The following is an 18,044-nucleotide window of genomic DNA, read 5'->3' as shown; positions in this document are numbered from 1 at the left end:
TCACGGCGGCGCACCGTGTGCGCCCCACGCCAGATACGGTGCCCACGCACCGTGTGCGCACCGTGCGCCGTCCGAGTGGCTCGCGGGCAGGTGTGCGCGGGCCGCGCAGCGGGCCGCCGGCGTCGTCGTAAAAAATAAGAAGGAGGAACAATGGCGGGCGTAGGGATGAAAGACGTGGCGAGCCGCGCCGGGGTGTCGATCACCACGGTGTCCCACGTGCTCAACGGAACCCGGCGGGTGGCCGAATCCACCCGGATGCGGGTCCTTGAAGCGGCGGCGGAACTGGGCTACTCCAGCCCGCGCACCGTCCGCTCCCTGCGTGCCGGGGCGTCGCCCGGAATCGCCATTGTGGGGACCTTGCTGGGTAACGCCGGGGGCACGGCGGTGGCCCTGGAGCTGGCTCGCCAGGCCACCGACGCCGGTCTGGTGCCCTTCCTGCTGGATACCGGGGCGAATGTGCATACCGAAGAAGCGGCGCTCAGCGCCCTCATCGCGCACCGTCTGGACGCGGTTATTATTAGCCCCGTGCCCGGATGGCGCCGGCATTCGCTGCCCCGGCTGCGCCGCCACGCCATCCCCTTCGCGGTGGTCAACGGGAATGATCCCGCCGTGGTGGCTCCGCAGGTAAGCACGGACTACCAGCAGGGGATCCGCGATATCACCGCCCACCTCCTCGACCACGGGGTGCGCTACCCGGTGCTCTTCTACCCGGACCGGCGCATTGCCAACGGCTCGCAGCATATGCGCGGCTTCGAGGAGGCCCTGGTGGAACGGGGCCATCGGGTGACCCGCCATCAGCTGGTGGGGGCCCATTCCTCCCCGCGGGCGGTGCGCCGCCAGATCGCTCAGGTACTCGATTCCTGCGCCCATATTGACGCCCTGGTACTGGGCAGCTCCGCCATGTGCGTGCCCGCCATGGCGGAGATACGGCGCCGCGGGCTGGTACCCGGCCGGGATATCCGCCTGGCAGTTTTCGACGATTCCCACCTGCCCGAAGCCCAATCATTCCTGCGCGCCGTTGACCCGGTAGAAGAGGTTGCCGAGCGCGCCATTACCGAAATAACCCGCCTGCTTGGTGATTCGGATGCCGCCGCGGAGCGGCACCGTACCCGACTGGTGCCCTGCACCGTTATCACCGGGCCGAGCTGCGGCTGCCCCACGGCGCCGCAGGAAAGCTCAACGGCGGGAACCGACCAACATCGGCTCTACGCCGCAGCCCACGGGCGCCGTCACGCCGGCTGGGTACCCGACCGTGCCCTCCTCAACGATGAGGGACACAGCCGTTCCCCGCTGGCGGCCACGCCGCCCCCAAGCCCCGCAACAAAGGAGGCAATCATGACACAGCTCGATCACTTCCCCGACCGTTTCTTCCCCGCCCTGCACGTGCGCCCGAACTTCGGGTGGGTCAACGACCCCAACGGCATCCACAAGGTGGGCGATACCTGGCATATGTTCTACCAGTACAACCCCAAGGCACCTTGGCATGACCACATCCACTGGGGGCATGCCACCTCCACCGACCTCGTCAATTGGACGGCGCAGCCCATCGCTCTCAAGCCGCGCCCCGGCCAGCCCGATTCGGCTGGCTGCTGGTCCGGCGTGGGCGCCGTGCACGAGGGGGTATCCTCGCTGCTCTACACCGCCGTCACCCGCGGGGACGGCCCCTCCGTGACGGTCCTGGCAGAGGAAAACGCCGACCGGAGCGGCTGGGAGCCCACTGGCGTCGTCGCCACCATGCCGCCCATCGAAAACGTGCGCGCTATGCGCGATCCCTTCATTTTCCAGGTGGAGGGCACAACCTACGCCATTCACGGCGGCGGCTTCGAGGATGGCACCCCCGTCATTTTCCTCTACGAATGCTCCGACTGGCGCAACTGGCGCTACCTGGACACCCTGCTGGTGGGCGACGACCCGCTCGCCTCCATCTATGCCCCGGCCTCCATCTGGGAATGCCCCCAGCTCATCCAGGTGGGGGATGCGTGGGTGCTTATCGTTTCCCAGTGGGTGGAAGCGGAAACGCTCATGGATCATCTCACGGGTGTGGCCTACCTGGTGGGCGATCTCGATATGAGCGCCGGATACCCGCGTTTCGTGCCCCGTGCCGGCGGTGAATTCGACGCCGGGCCCGACTTCTACGCGCCCCAGTGCGTGGTGGATGGGGACCGTGTGCTTGCGTGGGGCTGGACCTGGGAAGGTTCGGATCGCACCGACGCGGATATTGACGCTTCGGGCTACAACGGTGCGCTGACCTACCCGCGCCAGGTGCGTATCACCGAGGGCCGGGTGTGGACCCAGCCGGCCCCCGAGATTTTCGCGCTACGTGAAGGCGAAGGCGAGGTCGTGACCGAACTGCCCGAGCTGCACTCCTTCTCCCTGGATCTGGCGGGTAGCGGCACCATCTCGCTGCGCGATTCGGAAACGAACGAAGTACTCTTCACCGCGGCGGTGAATGCGCCGGCCTCGCTGTGGATGGACGGCTCTCTGGTGGAGCTTTTCCAGGAGAACACCGCCTCCTTCACCCAGCGCATTTACCCGCGCGGGCAGGTGCGGATGGAGGTGAGCGGCGATCTTCAGGTCACGTGCTACCCGCTCTCCGCGTTTAACGGCGACGGCGCCCGGCTCCCGCGCGCCTTGCGCTAAGGGACGGCGCGGCCGCGCGGCATAAGCCCGGCCGGGCGGTGTGAATGCGTGGTGCTGAAGCGCCAGCATGGCGGAAAGCGCCAGCATTCCTATAGAAGAAGCGGCGGATACCGGTGTGTATCCGCCGCTTCTATCGTGAGGGGGATCCAGCGGTTGCTGGATAGCTGGCCCGCTACTTAGTCGCGCACTCGCCGGGTCATGAGCACGCCGCCAGCCCCGAGAAGCACAACGGCCGCACCGATGGCACCACCCAGTTCAGCACCGGAGTTGGCAAGCTGCTTTTTCTGGGATGCCGCCTGGGCGCTGCTTGCCTGAGTGCTGCTCGCTGCCGCCCCGGCAGGTGCGGTGGGCGTGGCCGGGGCACCGGTGCCGACCGGATTGGCCGCGGGACCGGCGGGCGGCGTCGTCGGAACAACGGGAGAGGAAGGCTGGGCCGGATCTGCCGGAACAGACGGGGCCGGCTGCCCCGGTTGGACCGGACGGTCGGGCTGCGAGGGCGGGGTGGGCGGGGTGGGAACCGGGCGCGCGAGGATCTCTGCGAGCTCCGCGATCTTCTTGTTGAGCGCGGTGGCGCGTTCGGTGAGCGTCGCCACCCGGGTGCGCGCCTCACTCAGCGCTTTCTCCTGCTCGGCAACCTCCGCGCGGGCCGGGTCTGCCGCCGCCTGTGCATCCTTAATCTGCTGGGCAAGCTCAGCCTGCATAACGGGGCACTGCTGCTGCGCGGCCCGCAGCTCCTCAACGAGCGGCTGCAAGGCATAAATCTGGGTATTGAGTTGCTGCTGTTGGGTGCGCAGCTGCTCAAGCTTCTTTTCCAAGGCGTCGATCTGAGCGCTGATCTCCGTTACATCCGCGCCGGCCTGCTGCATCTTTGTCCGCTTGACCACCAGCGCGTTTTTCTCATCAATGGTGGCGTACTCGGTTTCCTGGACTTCTTTCAGTGTGGTTCGCAGCTGGGCCAGTTTTTCCTCCTGGCTGGCTACGGCGGTGTCCAGCTTGCCGCATGCGGTTGTCAGTTCCTGCTGCTGTGCGAGGAGCGGGGCGAGCGGTGCCTCCTGATCCGCCAAGCGCTGGCGTGCGGCCGCAAGAGATTCTTCGAGCTGCGGAATCTTCGCCTGCTCGGCGGCGAGATCGGCAGTTACTCGAGCCAGTTCGGCTTCCGCGGCGGCCTTATCTTGTGCAGCCTTATCCTTGTCCGCATCCATGCGGGAAAGATTGCTCGTTGTTGCGTTCGGTGTGGCCGGGGCACCAAGTGCCACGGTGGGAATAAAAATGGCTGTGGCCGCGGCGGCGGCAACAGCCAGGTAACTCGGGTGCTTCATCGGGGTACCTTCCTCTTCCTTGGATATATACGGTACGCACCACAAGTTTATAAGCAGTTAATGAAAATCTATTAATAAGTGTGACGATATAAATATTCAAGAAAGCGAACACACTAGCGCCAGTGGCACACCAGTTAACTGCGGTGGTGCGGAAACCCATCAGGAGTTCCCGCACCACCGTTTGCGCCATGCGCTTGTATAACCTGCTCGCGCGCCGATTTATGCGCTTTGCGCGCGGCTTATCTTGCCAGAGCTAGAGTGCCTAGTTCCCGGCCTTCCGGTCGGCTTCCTGGTTGCGCACCGCGCGAGCGGTACCATCGACCACTTCGGAGACGATGCGCCGGCAGGCCGGAGCCGCATCCGTGGTGGCCAGCCATTCCTGACCGAGGGCCAGCAGGTCAACCCCAAGATCGGTACGGCCCGCCAGCTGGGCCGGGTAAGCGTACTCGAGCATATTCGAGGCGATCTCCACCGAGTTGTTATCCCACATTTCCTTGGCAACCGCGAAGTACTTTTCCGCGTAAGCACGCACGCTTTCCGCGGAGGAACGCCCGGTTCCCAGGGCGAGGTTGCGCTGGCGGGTATTGGTTTCCGGATGCACAATTTCTTCCCAGACCTTTTCCTTGGCCGCGCTATCAGGCAGCGCACCTTCGGCCTGGGCCGCGAAAATCTGCCCGAAGGAGGAAGAATCACGGGCGAATTCGGCATCGATGGCGGCCTGATCGGCCCGCCCATTCGCCGCCAGCGCGATGAGGATATTCCAGCGCACTTCCTGGTCGACGTCGTACCCTTCCGGAACGGCCACGCCGTCGCGCCACCCGGCAATAAGAGCGAGCTGCTCATCGCTCACGGCCCGGCGCATCGCCGCACCCATGAGCTGGAGCTGGCGGTCCGAACCCGGTGCCGCGGTGAGCGCCAGTTCGAAAATACGCTCGGAAACGGCAGCGGCGAACTCCGCGCGGGTGGCCGGGTTGGAGTACAGCTCAACCGCGGAATGCAGGGAGCCGAGCACCACGCGCAACACGGTGCCATCGGTTTCATCCGCCAGCACTGCCAAGGCGATATCGGCGTAGGTATGGGCATCGAGTTCGCCGTCGCGCATCATATCCATCGCCGCGAAGACCACCACGGAACGATCCAGGTGGTTATCGAACTTGTCGAGGTTCTCCAGCGCTACCCGGAAGGAATCAGCATCGAAGCGGATCTTGGCGTAACCCCAATCCTGGCTGTTGAGGAGGATGAGGTCGGGGCGTTCAGCACCCGCGAAGGAGGCGATCTCGGTGCGTTCACCGGCAATATCCACCCATTCGGACTTCACGCAACGCAGCGCGTCACCGTCCAGGTCATACCCGGCAATGCGGATACGGTGCGGGCGCAGGGAGGAGTTCGCGTCGTTCGTCTGAACCACGGTGAGGCGGTCGATCACCCCGCTGCTCGATTCGACTTCGGGACGCAGGGTGTTAACACCGGATTCTTCCAGCCACACCCGGGTCCATTCCTTGAGGTCACGCCCGGAGGAAGCTTCCAGTTCGGTGAGCAGATCGCTGAGCGTGGCATTGCCCCACTTGTGCTTAGCAATATAGGCACGCACCCCGGCCAGGAATTGTTCTTGACCCACGTAGGCCACCAGCTGCTTGAGCACGGAGGCACCCTTGCCGTAGGTGATGCCATCAAAATTGACGAGCACATCTTCCAGATCGCGAATATCCGCGGCAATAGGGTGGGTGGAGGGAAGCTGATCCTGCTGGATCGCCCAGGTCTTTTCGGATGCGAGGAAGGTGGTCCAGGCATCCTTCCAGCGGGTGTTATTGGCAGCGGCCAGGTGGCTCATGAACTCCGCGAAAGATTCGTTGAGCCACAGATCATCCCACCACTTCATGGTAACCAGGTCACCGAACCACATATGGGCCTGTTCGTGCAGGATGGTGATGGTACGCCGGTCGATAATCGCGCCGGTGGGCTTGGTGCGGAACACATAGGTTTCCACGATGGTCACCAGGCCCGGATGCTCCATGGCGCCCGCGTTGTATTCGGGGCAGAACACCTGGTCGTACTTGCGGAACGGGTAGGGATGGCCGTAATTAGCTTCGTAGTAGTCAAATCCCTGACGGGTGATGGTGAAAATCTCATCCGCATCCAGATAGGGTGCCAGCGACTTGCGCGCGTACACACCCAGCGGAATATCGCGCCCGTCGATGGAATGGAAAGGCTCGCCTTCCACGCCCTCGTAGGGGCCGGCCACAATCGCCACCAGGTAGGTGGATAGGCGCTCGGTGGGGGTGAAGTCCCAGCGGGCCTTGCCTTCTCCCAGCGCCACCGGTTCGGGGGTGGGGGAGACGGAAAAGACCTTCCAGTTTTCCGGCGCGGTCACCGTGAAAGTGAAATTCGCCTTGAGATCAGGCTGCTCGAAATTCGCGAAGACCCGCCGCGCGTCCGCCACCTCAAACTGGGAGTAGAGGTAGACCTCACCGTCGGCCGGATCCACGTAGCGGTGCAGGCCCTCGCCGGTGCGCGAGTAGTACTGGGTGGATTCCACCCGCACCGTATTCTGTGCAGCCAGGTTCGGCAGCGGCAGGCGTGAATCCTGGTAGCTGGCCGGGTCGAGCTCCGCACCGTTGAGCACCACGCGCTCCACCGACTTCGCGATGAGGTCGAGGAACGTATCGGCACCCGGCGTTGCTTCAAAATCAATTTCGGTCACCGCCGCGAAGGTTTCCTCCCCGGTGGTCAGATCAAGTTCAATGCGGTAATTCTGCGTCGCTACGATCTGTGCGCGCTCCGCAGCTTCTGCGCGGGTGAGATTAGTCCCGGCCATCAAGCTTCCTTTCCTTGGCTTTCAGCACAATTTACGTGAAATCCTACCGGTTCTGGCGCGCCAGTGCCCGCCGTGCCCGCTTTCGGCCGCGTCGTTGCTGCGCCGTTGTCGCGCCGTTGCTGCGCCATTGCCGCACCGTTCCAGTTTCGCTTATGGCGCGAGGAGGCCCGCGGCGCCCGCTTTCACGCTTGGATAGAACCATGACTACTCAGGTTGAATTTTGGTTTGATGCAACATGTCCGTGGACGTGGATTACTTCCCGCTGGGTCGCGGAGGTCGCCGCCGCCCGCGATTTCACCGTCACATGGCGCCCCTTCTCCCTCGCCATCCTCAACGAGGGGAAGGATATTTCCGCGGAGTACCGCGCTCACGTGGAGGAGGGGCGCGAAACGGCGCTCGTCGCCATGAAAATTGCCCAGCTCGAAGGTAACGAGAAACTCGACGAGTTCTACACCGCATTGGGACAGGCTATTCACGAAGATCGGCGCCCCGTGGGGCGCGAAATCCTCGCTGAAGTGCTCGCGGCTCTCGGTGAAGGTAGCGAATATTTGAACGACGCCGCCCATTACGACGCCGCACTACGCGAGAGCGTGGCGGCCGGGCTGGCCCTCGTGGGTGATGAGGTGGGCGTGCCCATTATTTCATTCGACGGTGCGGCTTTCTTCGGCCCCGTCATCTCCCCGGCCCCGCACGGGCAGGCCGCCCTCGCCCTCTGGGATGGCTGCCTCGCCCTGGCTCGCACCCCCGGTTTCTTCGAGCTCAAGCGCTCACGCACCACGGGGCCAATTTTTAGCTAGCCACTGCGCAGCTTTGCCCGCGGGTGCTCTCTTAGATCCACCCGCGGGCCCGGGCGAGCTGCGCTGCCTCGGTGCGGGTGCGCGCCCCGGTTTTCCCGATAGCCGCCGAGAGGTGATTACGCACCGTCCCCTGCGATAGATACAGCTGCGCGGCCATGCTTTTCACGGTCGCCCCGCTGAGCGCCAGGCGCAGCACATCACCCTCGCGTTCGGTGAGCGGATTGGGCCCCATCTGCAAGGCCTGCGCTGCCAGCTGCGGATCGATAGCATAGCCGCCGCCGGCAACGGTGCGCAGCGCCGCGGCGAGTTCCTCGGCCGGCGCATCTTTAACAACAAAACCGCGCGCCCCGGCCGCCATGGCACGCTGCAAATACCCGGCGCGCCCAAACGTCGTCACAATAACGACGCCGCAGTCGCCTCCCGCCTCCTGCAGTGCTTGCGCCGCCGCGATTCCATCCACATGCGGCATTTCGATATCAAGGAGCGCAATATCGGCACCGGTGTCCGCCACGGTGGGAACGACGGCGCTGCCATCTTCCAGCTGCGCCACTATCTCGATATCCTCTTCCAGGTTGAGGAGCGCCGCCAATGCTTCGCGCACCATTCGCTGATCATCGGCGAGCACTACCCGGATGAGGCGGTGGCGCCCCGTAGTCGTCCCGGTGCTCATTTGCGAGCTGCTGTTGGAGGCCGCACCGTTGCCTAGCTGCGCGGCGTCGTTCATATGCTCACCTCCACGCGGGTTCCCGGCTCCAGTCGGGTAATCGTTATGGTTCCACCGGCAGCTTCCACGCGCTCGCGCAGCCCGGTCAGTCCGGTACCTGCCGGAGCCCCCGCGGGGATACCTACGCCGTCGTCCTCCACCCGCAAGCGCGTGCCACTCTCCCTGTCCTCAATAATGATGGTGCAGGTGCGCGCACCCGAATGGCGCACCGTATTCGTGACCGCTTCCCGCACCACCCACGCGAAAAGCTGGGCGGTGAGGAGGGGAAGTTCCGGGGGAGGCGTGACATGCGCGGCGATACGCGCGGAACGGAGCAGCGCGTAGGCGGAATCCAGCTCAGCATCAAGAGTGGGCTGGCGCAGGTCGGTCACGGTGGCCCGCACCGTGTCGATAGCATCGCGCGAAATTTTGAGACTTTCTTCTAATTCGGCACGCGCCGCATCCGGGTTGGTCTCCATTAGTCGCGAGGCCAATTGAGTTTTCACGGTGATGGCGGTCAGCGAATGCCCCAGCACATCATGAACCACGGAGGCCAGCTCGGAGCGTTGCTCCGAAAGGATGAGCTCCGCGCGCATCCGTGCCGACCGCGCGGCAAATTCTTCCAGCAAGCGAGAGATGAGAATGGGGATCATTGGGATAATAATGCTGCCCAGAAACGCTGCCCACACGAAATCATACGGCGCCAAGATATGGGCCGCCGCTCCGCCCGCGAAACAGAGAAGCCCGCACGGAATCCCGGGTATGAGCGGGAGTGAAAAAATCCATATTGCCGCGAAGAAAGGTGCCGTGTAGGCGAAGCCAAAGGGGAAAGGGTGGATAAGTGCCGCGCAGGCAAGCAGCGGAATGCTCCATAACGTGAGGGATACCCAGCGGGGCCACGAGGGACGCATATCCGGAAATTGGAAAATCAGAATATATGTCAGTCCAAACCCACAGATTCCCGCGTAACCGAGGCTGCGCTCAAGTGGAGTGAGACTTGGCGTTAAGAGAACTCCAGCGAAAGGAAAGACCAGGAAGATGAGCCAGATCCCGCTGCCGAAGAGCATGGTCAGGCGCTCGCGGCGAGTAGTGGGGGCTGCCGGTATCTGGTTGTCGGTGCGCCACATGCGATTTAGATAATGGCTAGCTGGGGACGGCGCGGAGGTCCGCGGCGCTGCGGTGGTCGATGAGACTGCGGGAGACGACGCGGCGGGGGATGGGGCCATAGAACGAGCATAGCGGTCGCGAAGCTCTTCCGCGGCCGCAGCTCGTGCCCGGTGCTGTGCTCGCACGTTAGCCGTACCTTAGCGCCCGTACTTTAGCGCCGCACCGTCGAACGGCGCAGGGCCAGGAGCGCCAGTGCCGCGAAGACAAGCGTCCACACCACCACATTCCCGATTGCCCAGGCGAAGGATTCGGTGGGAAGGATCTCTGGCATACCCGGCGTGGCGAAAGCACCGGTAATAATCACTTCCCCGTTCTGGGGCCAGTGGGCCAGCACGCCTGCCCCGTAGAAGGGCGTGTAGCGGGCCACCTCCATCATTGCCCCGCTCAGCGGCATGAAGAGATTACCGAGGAAAGCGAGAAGCACCACCACGCCGGAGGCGATGGACACCGCTGTTTCGCTGCGGAGCGCCAGGGCAACGGCGAGGCCGAAGAAAGCGAAGGGAAATACGCCTACCAGGCACAGCCCGGCGCTCGCGAGCCAGATCCCAGGAGTATCAAATTCTGCTCTGGTGAGCATGCCGAGGAGGAAGGTCGCGCCGATGGGGAGGCAGGCGATGAGGAGGCTGACAATGATTTTGCCTGCCAGATAGTCCCCGCGGCGCATCCCGGTGAGGGCTAGGTGGCGGCCCCAGCCGCTGTCGTGTTCCACGGCGGCGGCGCCCGCCATGGATGTCGCCGCGGTGGCCGCTCCGTAGAGGGCCAAGCTCACCATGACGTAGGCGGCGATGGTGCCGCCGGGAATGTGTTTATCGGTGCCCGGGGAGGCCACCCCGAAAACTGCGAAGATCACGAGGGGGAGGGCGATGAGGAAAATGAGGGAGTCCACCATCCGTAGATTTCGCCAGAGCTCGTGGCGGATATAGGAGAAGAAAATACTGGTGCGGGAACGGGGCGTAGCCGGACTGGTTACGGGAGTGGTCATGAGCGGGCTCCTTCGGGTGCCGCAGTGGCGGGTGAATCGGTGTGTGGGGAGGCTGTGAGGGTGAAGAAAGCATCTTCGAGGCTGGCGGCAGAAATCTGAAGATGGGAGCCGAGACCTTCGTTGAGAATCACGGCGGCAAGCCGATCAGAATCTGCCACGGTGAAACGCACCAGGTCACCGTCTCGTTCGACCGTGTCAGCGCCTGCGCGCTGGGCTACTTCTTCCGGGGTGATACTCGCCTGTGGATTCCAGGTGACGGTGAGGTGGTGGCGTTGCTGGGCGGTGATAGTAGCAACGCTTCCGTCCGCGACGATGCGTCCGTTATTCATGAGGATGACCCGCTCGGCCATATCTTGGGCTTCCTGGAGGTAATGGGTGGCGAAGATGATGGTGCGTCCGCGGGCGGCGTCGGCCCGAATGTGCTCCCAGAAGTCACGGCGCGCCGTGGCGTCCAGCCCCGCGGTGGGTTCATCGAGGATAAGTAGCTCCGGGTCTGATAGCAGCGCGGCACCGAAACGGATGCGCTGGATTTGGCCGCCGGAGCATTTGGCGATTTTCCGGGAGGCGAAGTCGCTCATGCCGGCGCGCTCAATGACATCAACTACCGGCAAATGGAAGGGAAGGCAATCAGCGAGGAAATGGAGGGTTTCCGCGGCGGTGAGATCGCGTAGCATCCCGCCGGTCTGCAACATGGCCCCAATGTGCCCGGTGAGGGCCGGGGAGCCGGGAGCCTGGCCGAGAACGTCAAGGGTGCCGCTGCTGGGTTTGGTGAAGCCGAGGACCATATCGAGGAGTGTGGTTTTCCCGGCTCCGTTGGGGCCTAGGAGTGCCACGATTTCCCCGGTAGTGATCGTGAGCGACAGATTATCCACGGCGCGCACTTGTCCGAAAGAACGGCTGAGGGCGCGGGCCGCAACAGCGGGGTGCGCGGTAGGGACCGGATGGGGCGGGTTGGCCCCGGGTATTGTGTTCATGCCATCAGTGTAAAAATGGGCGGCGGGGTACCGGAACTGCCAAGAATCACCACTTCTTCATGACAGATGTCATGGATAGGTGGCCTGGTCAGTCCGGCACCCCGCCGCCGGTACGCTGTGGCACCTAGGCGCGCGCTAGCGCCGGCGTCGTACTACTTCCGCACGTATCCGCACGGAGGCACGAAGCACGTTTACCAAATACGCACGCGTTCTTCCGGGGCGAGGTAGAGGGCGTCGCCTTCTTCCAAGCCGAAAGCCTGCGCGAAGGCGTCGATATTCTTCACCGTGCCATTGCAGCGGAATTCGGAGGGGGAATGCGGGTCAATGGCGATGAGCTGGCGGGCCCATTCGTCACGGTTCTTCCCCTGCCAGATCTTGGCGAAGGAGAGGAAGACGCGCTGCGCGCCGGTGTAGCCGTCAATCACCGGAGCGCTCTCCAGCGTGAGACCTTCGCGCGCCAAGTGGATTTCATAAGCCTTGAGTGCGATGGACAGGCCCCCTAGATCCCCGATGTTTTCACCCTGGGTGAGTTCACCGTTGACGTGGAAAGCCTCATCACCGTTCAACTGGGCCGGGATATAGGAATTGAATTGCGCGATAAGAGCCGCGGTGCGCTTCTCAAATTCCGCCCGATCCTCATCCGTCCACCAGTTATTGAGGGAACCATCCGCATCGAACTTGGAGCCCTGGTCATCGAAACCGTGCCCGATTTCGTGGCCGATTACCGCACCGATACCCCCGTAATTGAAGGCAGCATCGCGATCCTGCTCGAAGAAAGGCCATTGCAAAATCGCCGCCGGGAATACGATTTCATTCCACTGCGGGTTGTAGTAGGCATTGACCGTTTGCGGATTCATATGCCATTCGCTGCGATCAACTTCCTTGCCGAGCTTCGCGATGTTTTCCTCCACCTCAAATTCGCACGCAGCGCGAATATTGGCCAGCAGATCCGTGCCGATCTGCATGGAGGAATAATCCTTCCACTTTTCGGGGTAGCCGATCTTCGGGGCGAAAGTATCCAGCTTGGCCAGGGCGCGCTCCTTGGTGGCATCGCTCATCCAGTCAAGATCCCGGATGGACAGGCGGTAGGCATCCAGGAGATCCGCCACCAGTTGATCCATGGTGGCTTTGTGTTCGGGCGGGAAATAGGAGGCCACGTAGAGTTGCCCCACCGCTTCACCGAGCGCACCATTGACCAGCTGCACCGCACGCTTCCAGCGATCCCGCTGCTGGGTGGTACCGGCGAGCACCTTACCGTAGAAATCGAAATTCTTGGCATCAATCACTTCGGGCAGGTAGGAAGCGCGCGCGAGCAGAATGCGCCAGCGAGTGTATTCCCGCAAGGTTTCCAGCGGGGTTTCTTCCCACAGCTGCGCGGCAGCCTGCAGCGCCTGCGGGGTGGTCACAATAATGGTGCCGAGCTGATCGGGGTCATAACCAATAGCGCGCAGCGCGGTGGCCCAGGGGAACTGCGGGGCCGAAGCCACGAAATCCGCGAAGGACATCGGGTTATTGACCTTATCCATATCCCGGGCATCCGTGCGGCTCATATGCGCGGTGGCGAGTTTTGTTTCCACATCGATGACGCGCCCGGCGGCGGCTGTGATAGCAGCGCTGGGTTCGGTGGCCTTCTCATCAAAAGCGAGCTGGGCCAGTTGCGGCACAAAATCTCGGTAGGCGCTCAAGACCGGAGCGAATTGCGCTTCGCGGTAGTAGGCTTCATCGGGCAAACCCAGGCCGGACTGGCCGATGGAGAACTCATGGACATTGGGATTGACCAGGCTGGGGGCCACATCCACCCCGAAGAAACTATCCACCCCGGTGCGCATGAGGGCGCCAATAACGCGGGCCAGATCCTCCTTTGTTTCCGCCTGGGCTACCGGATCAAGATCAGCGGCGAGGGGAGCGGTGCCCTTCTCATTAATTGCAGCGGTATCAATAAAAGAACGGTAGAGGGCCACAACCTTCGCGAGGGATTCCGCCGGAACGCCCGGTGCGGAATCCGCGGCGGCGGCTTTATCGCCAGCGGCCGTTTCCGAACCGGCAGTGCCCGCGGCATCCGCAGCTTTCTCAATAAGTTCACGTACGTGAAGCTCCGCCTCATCGCGTAGATCGATGAAGGAACCGACCGAGACCTGATCGGCTGGAATTTCCTTTTCACGCAACCAGGTGCCATTGACGGCACGGAAAAGATCATCCTGGGGGCGCACCGACGTATCAGCGCCCGAAAGCACAGCGTGCAAAGCAGTATCAGTCATGTGTCCAGGGTAGTGGACGCCTACGACACTTTAAATAGCGCATCGCCACCGGCGCACCACGCCAAAGTAAAAGTGACAAGCGGCACAATAGGATAGGATTGCTGCATGCGAGTACATATTGGAACAGATCATGCCGGTTTCGAGCTCAAGGAATTCCTGGTGGAGAAACTGGAAGAAAGTGGCTACGAAGTGGTGGACCACGGCGCCAAAACCTATGACGCGCTCGATGATTACCCCGCTCCGTGTATTGCCTGCGGGCAGGGCGTCGTAGACGATGCCGGGTCGCTAGGGATTGTATTGGGCGGTTCCGGGAACGGCGAGCAGATTTCAGCGAATAAAGTGCGCGGCGTGCGCGCGATCCTCGCCTGGAATGAGGCCACCGCCAAGCTCGGGCGCGAACACAATAACGCCAACGTTATTTCTATTGGAGCGCGCCAGCATACCCCGGAAGAGGCGTGGAACCTCGTCAAGCTTTTCCTGGAAACACCCTTCAGCGAAGATGAGCGCCACCAGCGCCGCATCGACCAGATCGCGCGTTACGAAGGCGCCTAAAAAGCCCTAAATATAGATCGCCGGATCGATGAGCGGTTCGTGATGGGCCGGGGTGCGTACCCGCGCGGGGATTCCCACCGCGGTCGCTTCCGCCGGCACATCATGAACGACGACGGCGTTAGCGCCCACCTGGGAACCGTCCCCAATGCGGACAGGGCCGAGTATTTTCGCGCCCGCTCCCACCATGACGCCATTTCCCAAGGTGGGGTGGCGTTTGACCGGTTCGGCTGATGACCCACCCAGGGTTACCCCGTGGTAGATCATGCAATCATCGCCGATCTCTGTGGTTTCTCCGATCACCACGCCCATGCCGTGGTCAATGAAGAAACGGCGGCCGATGCGAGCACCGGGGTGGATTTCCACCCCGGTGAGCAACCGGGTGGCTTGCGAGAGGAGGCGTGCCGGTAGCCGCAGCCGCGGCGTCGCCTCCCACATCGCGTGTGCCACCCGGTGCCCCCACACGGCATGCACGCCGGAGTAAGCCAGTACTACTTCCAGGCGGGAGCGCGCCGCCGGATCGCGCCGGCGTGCGGTATCAATATCTTCCCGCATCATCCGGAGTGCTCGAGATAAACCCATAGAACCTACTCTAGCCGGCCCCGCGCTGTGAGCTGAGTCCCCGCGCCACGTGGGCCTGCGCCGTCGTACCTATCCTTTCCCCTAATCGCGGTAGGGATCGAAAAGGGGAGTAGAGGCGTAGCGCTCCCCGAAATCGGGGATGATGACGACGATGCGCTTACCGGCAGCCTCGTCACGCTTCGCGACCTCGAGGGCGGCGTGGAGAGCGGCACCTCCCGAAATCCCCAGGAGCAGCCCCTCCGAAGTGGCAGCCGCGCGCGCCACCTCAAGCGCCGTCGCCGTGGGAACCGGGAAGACTTCGTTGTACAGCTCGGTGTCGAGCACCTCGGGAACGAAATTCGCGCCGATGCCCTGGATACCGTGCGAACCGGCCTTCCCCTCGGAGAGCAGCGGCGATTCGGCCGGCTCCACCGCGATGATCTTCACGTCCGGATTATGGCGACGCAGTGCCCGCCCCGCCCCGGTAATGGTGCCGCCGGTTCCGATACCCGCCACAAAGTAATCGACCTTGCCCTCGGTATCCGCCCAGATTTCCTCACCCGTGGTCTTTTCGTGAATCGCGGGGTTGGCCACGTTGGTGAACTGGCTGGCCAGAATCGCGTTCTCGGTATTCGCCACGATTTCTTCGGCGCGGGCCACCGCCCCGCGCATGCCTTCCTTCGGGTCGGTCAGCTCCAGGCGCGCCCCGAAAGCCCGCAGCAGCATACGCCGCTCCACGGACATGGAGGCCGGCATCGTCAAAATAACCTTGTAGCCGCGCGCGGCACCCACCCAGGCCAGGCCGATCCCGGTATTCCCCGAGGTTCCTTCCACAATGGTGCCACCGGGGCGCAGCGCGCCAGACTTTTCCGCGGCATCGATAATGGCCACCGCCACCCGGTCTTTCACCGAATTAGCGGGATTGTAAAACTCAAGCTTGGCGAGGACTTCCGCGGAGCTACCCTCCGCGAGCTTATTGATACGGACGAGGGGCGTATGCCCCACAAGTTCAGTAGCGTCATTGAAAATGGTCATAGTTCCTCCTCGGGTACGCTAACGCGGCTGCGAGCCATATTGTTCCCGCGGCTCCATGTTATTTTCTGGAACGCGAGTGGCTCGGCGTGGCCCGAGATATGGATAGACCTGGGCAGATACCCCATCTAACCGCTAATCGCGGGGAGTGGTACCCGATTCCCGCGCGCGTCGCTCGGCCTCCGCGGTGAAAGCGGGAATAAGGAAGTCGAGTTTGGTATCGAGATTGGCCCGGTCGCGCCATTTCAGACGGGAGAACAGCACGATATTCCCGCGGGCAGGCTGGGCAATATGGGTATCGTCTTTGACGTTGTTGAAGGAGGCCGCCGCCGCGTGGGTGGCCATAATGATATTGGTAACGGTGTCTACCGCGAGCAGCCCGATTTCCACATCCCATCCGGCGATATCTTCGAGCGCATTAATAAGGGCATTGAGGTGCGGGGCAATAAAACGCGAGGTTGCGGAGAACTGCACGAAAAGCAGATCGAGCCCCGGGTGGGTATCCATAAGTTCCCACACTTTATTCGCATAATCACGCAGCAGGGCATCCGCGCTCTCTCCTTCGGGCGGAGGATATTCGCTCGAGACGCGCGCCAGACACGCTTCCATGAGATCTTCGCGGCTTTTGAAGAGACGATAGAGAGCCGAGGTCGCTACGCCGAGTTTCTCGGCAACCTGGCCGAGCGTGAACCGATCCAAACCGATCTCGAAGACTGCATCGATTGCTTCATCGGCAGTGAAAGTCGGTTTGGGGCCGGTTTTCTTGTGTGACCGTAAAGGGCTTCTCATGGCATCACCGCATTCAGTGGTTGACGTGTGTCGATACGGCACTGCACGATGCGGCCGTTTTTGTTTATTTTAACGCGCTATAGAAGAGTCGTCATGTTTATCCAGGTAAGGAACCTCGATAATCGCGTCATCAATTTGTTCGACGCCGACATTCCCCGCGGACAACTCTGCCATCATAGCGGCCAGGGCTACCCCGCGCTCAGTGGATATGCGCAGTTCAACACCATCGTTGTGGTAGTCCATCTCCGGGGTGAAACCCGCGCCTGAGAGGGTGGCGATATATCTGCCGGCGTCGGAGTGCGGGAGGAAAGCCCGATAACGGGGCACGATGCGCCGTTCCACCAGCCGGGCCTGGCCGAGTGCCTGGGTGACCGAATCCGAATACGCCCGCACCAGTCCTCCTGTGCCCAGCAGGGTTCCCCCGAAATATCGGGTGACTACCGCAACAACATCGGTGATTCCCGCGCCGAGGAGGGTGTCGAGCATGGGGCGCCCGGCGGTGCCGGAGGGTTCACCGTCGTCAGAAGAACGGTGGATCGGAGCGCTGCCGGCAACGGAGACCACGTAGGCGCTGCAATGGTGGCGGGCATCGGGGAAACGGCGCTTTTCGCCGTCAATCACAGCGCGCGCCTCCGCCTCGGTGGAAACCCGCGCCAGCACTGTAATAAAACGAGAACGTTTGATCTCAAGTTCAGTTTCGTAGCGCGCCCCGGCCTCTAATAGCACATCCGACATAGTGGTATTGTCTCATCACCGGTGCTGACACGTGGCGCGGCGATGCTTGATATCTCACATGCTCGCTCTGGCGCGGCGTGGAGGTGATGAGGTAGACTCATTCGCTGTGTGTTATTGAAGCGTCGGTTTCGGCGTGGATATTCACGAAGATTCGTAGCGGCTGCGCAGGGCGGCCCGGAAAGTAGAGAGGAGCGGTTGACATGGCAGTACCTAAGCGCAAGATGTCCCGCAGCAACACCCGCTCTCGTCGCTCCCAGTGGAAGGCCGAGCTCACCGAGCTCCAGACCGTCCGCGTGCGGGGCCGCGAAGTGCGCATCCCGCGCAAGCTGGCCAAGGCTTACAAGAAGGGTCTGCTCTCGGACTAAGTCCGCGGGAAGCTCAAGCTTGCTTACCCTCGTGAGGTTATCTCACGAGGGTATTTTTATATTTCGGTGCCGCCGCGGTGCAACGGTGCGGGTTAATAGACAAAATTAGTTGCTAATGGCGGCGTGTCGTTAACGTCCGATCTGGCCTTTACGGATGTTTAGACCGTCTTCCCAGGGGTGTTCGGTATCGATATGGGTATCAATCTCGACGGGCTTATCACTAGGCGTACTAACCGGTTCCTTCCTTGGTTGGATCGTGTTTGACACGAAATCAGACATCGGCTGCGTGTTGATCGACCTGGAATAAAGCCAGTAATCCAGGGCGGTGAGCAGGTGAGACTCAGACCAGCCACGGTGG

Annotated in this window: 16 protein-coding genes; 4 read left to right on the top strand and 12 right to left on the bottom strand. The window is 62.5% G+C overall.

Annotated features, from left to right (window positions below):
- Positions 1–150 precede the first annotated feature (150 nt).
- Positions 151–2,640: a LacI family DNA-binding transcriptional regulator gene (locus tag DDD64_RS06175; protein ID WP_126135527.1), complete on the top strand. Its 2,490-nt coding sequence runs from the start codon at positions 151–153 to the stop codon at positions 2,638–2,640.
- A 176-nt stretch (positions 2,641–2,816) separates the two neighbouring features.
- Here DDD64_RS06175 and DDD64_RS06170 read toward each other — a convergent pair whose 3' ends face one another.
- Together DDD64_RS06170 and pepN are read right to left on the bottom strand one after the other, a co-directional pair.
- Complete coding sequence (locus DDD64_RS06170) at positions 2,817–3,959, bottom strand: coiled-coil domain-containing protein (protein ID WP_126135526.1); 1,143 nt, start codon at positions 3,957–3,959, stop codon at positions 2,817–2,819.
- A gap of 262 nt (positions 3,960–4,221) precedes the next feature.
- A complete protein-coding gene (gene pepN, locus DDD64_RS06165) occupies positions 4,222–6,774 on the bottom strand; it encodes an aminopeptidase N (RefSeq protein ID WP_126135525.1) in 2,553 nt (850 codons plus the stop codon).
- A 200-nt stretch (positions 6,775–6,974) separates the two neighbouring features.
- Here pepN and DDD64_RS06160 point away from each other — a divergent pair, with 200 nt between their 5' ends.
- A complete protein-coding gene (locus DDD64_RS06160) occupies positions 6,975–7,571 on the top strand; it encodes a DsbA family oxidoreductase (RefSeq protein ID WP_126135524.1) in 597 nt (198 codons plus the stop codon).
- A gap of 31 nt (positions 7,572–7,602) precedes the next feature.
- On the opposite strand, the gene DDD64_RS06155 is transcribed toward DDD64_RS06160, so the two are convergent.
- From DDD64_RS06155 to DDD64_RS06135, 5 genes are all read right to left on the bottom strand, one after another.
- The gene (locus DDD64_RS06155; protein ID WP_206435400.1) at positions 7,603–8,241 is read right to left on the bottom strand and encodes a response regulator; all 639 of its coding nucleotides are present in this window, start codon (positions 8,239–8,241) and stop codon (positions 7,603–7,605) included.
- A 50-nt stretch (positions 8,242–8,291) separates the two neighbouring features.
- Positions 8,292–9,401, bottom strand: coding sequence for a sensor histidine kinase (locus DDD64_RS06150; RefSeq protein WP_164545938.1), 1,110 nt, complete (start codon positions 9,399–9,401; stop codon positions 8,292–8,294).
- Between the two features lie 191 nt (positions 9,402–9,592).
- Positions 9,593–10,423: an ABC transporter permease gene (locus DDD64_RS06145; RefSeq protein WP_206435398.1), complete on the bottom strand. Its 831-nt coding sequence runs from the start codon at positions 10,421–10,423 to the stop codon at positions 9,593–9,595.
- Positions 10,420–11,397: an ABC transporter ATP-binding protein gene (locus DDD64_RS06140; RefSeq protein WP_126135521.1), complete on the bottom strand. Its 978-nt coding sequence runs from the start codon at positions 11,395–11,397 to the stop codon at positions 10,420–10,422. Before DDD64_RS06140 ends, DDD64_RS06145 begins: the two co-directional genes overlap by 4 nt.
- Before the next feature lie 191 nt (positions 11,398–11,588).
- Positions 11,589–13,655: a M13 family metallopeptidase gene (locus DDD64_RS06135; protein WP_126135520.1), complete on the bottom strand. Its 2,067-nt coding sequence runs from the start codon at positions 13,653–13,655 to the stop codon at positions 11,589–11,591.
- 105 nt (positions 13,656–13,760) lie between these two features.
- Here DDD64_RS06135 and DDD64_RS06130 point away from each other — a divergent pair, with 105 nt between their 5' ends.
- A complete protein-coding gene (locus tag DDD64_RS06130; protein WP_126135519.1) occupies positions 13,761–14,207 on the top strand; it encodes a ribose-5-phosphate isomerase in 447 nt (148 codons plus the stop codon).
- Between the two features lie 6 nt (positions 14,208–14,213).
- On the opposite strand, the gene epsC is transcribed toward DDD64_RS06130, so the two are convergent.
- The 4 genes from epsC to DDD64_RS06110 all read right to left on the bottom strand — a co-directional run bounded on the left by epsC (position 14,214) and on the right by DDD64_RS06110 (position 17,321).
- Positions 14,214–14,786 (bottom strand): serine O-acetyltransferase EpsC, encoded by a 573-nt coding sequence (gene epsC, locus DDD64_RS06125; protein ID WP_126135518.1) that lies wholly within the window; start codon positions 14,784–14,786, stop codon positions 14,214–14,216.
- Positions 14,787–14,867: 81 nt separating this feature from the next.
- On the bottom strand, positions 14,868–15,800 hold the full coding sequence (cysK, locus tag DDD64_RS06120; protein ID WP_126135517.1) for a cysteine synthase A: 933 nt from the start codon (positions 15,798–15,800) through the stop codon (positions 14,868–14,870).
- 132 nt (positions 15,801–15,932) lie between these two features.
- Positions 15,933–16,586 carry a TetR/AcrR family transcriptional regulator gene (locus tag DDD64_RS06115; RefSeq protein ID WP_126135516.1) on the bottom strand — a complete coding sequence of 218 codons (654 nt, stop codon included), beginning with the start codon at positions 16,584–16,586 and terminating at the stop codon, positions 15,933–15,935.
- 69 nt (positions 16,587–16,655) lie between these two features.
- A complete protein-coding gene (locus DDD64_RS06110) occupies positions 16,656–17,321 on the bottom strand; it encodes an IMPACT family protein (protein ID WP_126135515.1) in 666 nt (221 codons plus the stop codon).
- A 200-nt stretch (positions 17,322–17,521) separates the two neighbouring features.
- Between DDD64_RS06110 and rpmF the strand changes: the two genes are divergently transcribed.
- On the top strand, positions 17,522–17,686 hold the full coding sequence (gene rpmF / locus DDD64_RS06105; RefSeq protein ID WP_016442420.1) for a 50S ribosomal protein L32: 165 nt from the start codon (positions 17,522–17,524) through the stop codon (positions 17,684–17,686).
- Positions 17,687–17,815: 129 nt separating this feature from the next.
- On the opposite strand, the gene DDD64_RS08930 is transcribed toward rpmF, so the two are convergent.
- The coding region (locus DDD64_RS08930; RefSeq protein WP_206435358.1) for a hypothetical protein at positions 17,816–18,044 on the bottom strand (229 nt) is incomplete at its 5' end.

This window comes from Actinotignum sanguinis (assembly GCF_003957255.1).
Lineage (GTDB): Bacteria > Actinomycetota > Actinomycetes > Actinomycetales > Actinomycetaceae > Actinotignum > Actinotignum sanguinis.
Note: the sequence above shows the minus strand (reverse complement) of the source record. Positions and strands in the feature narration are given on the sequence as shown.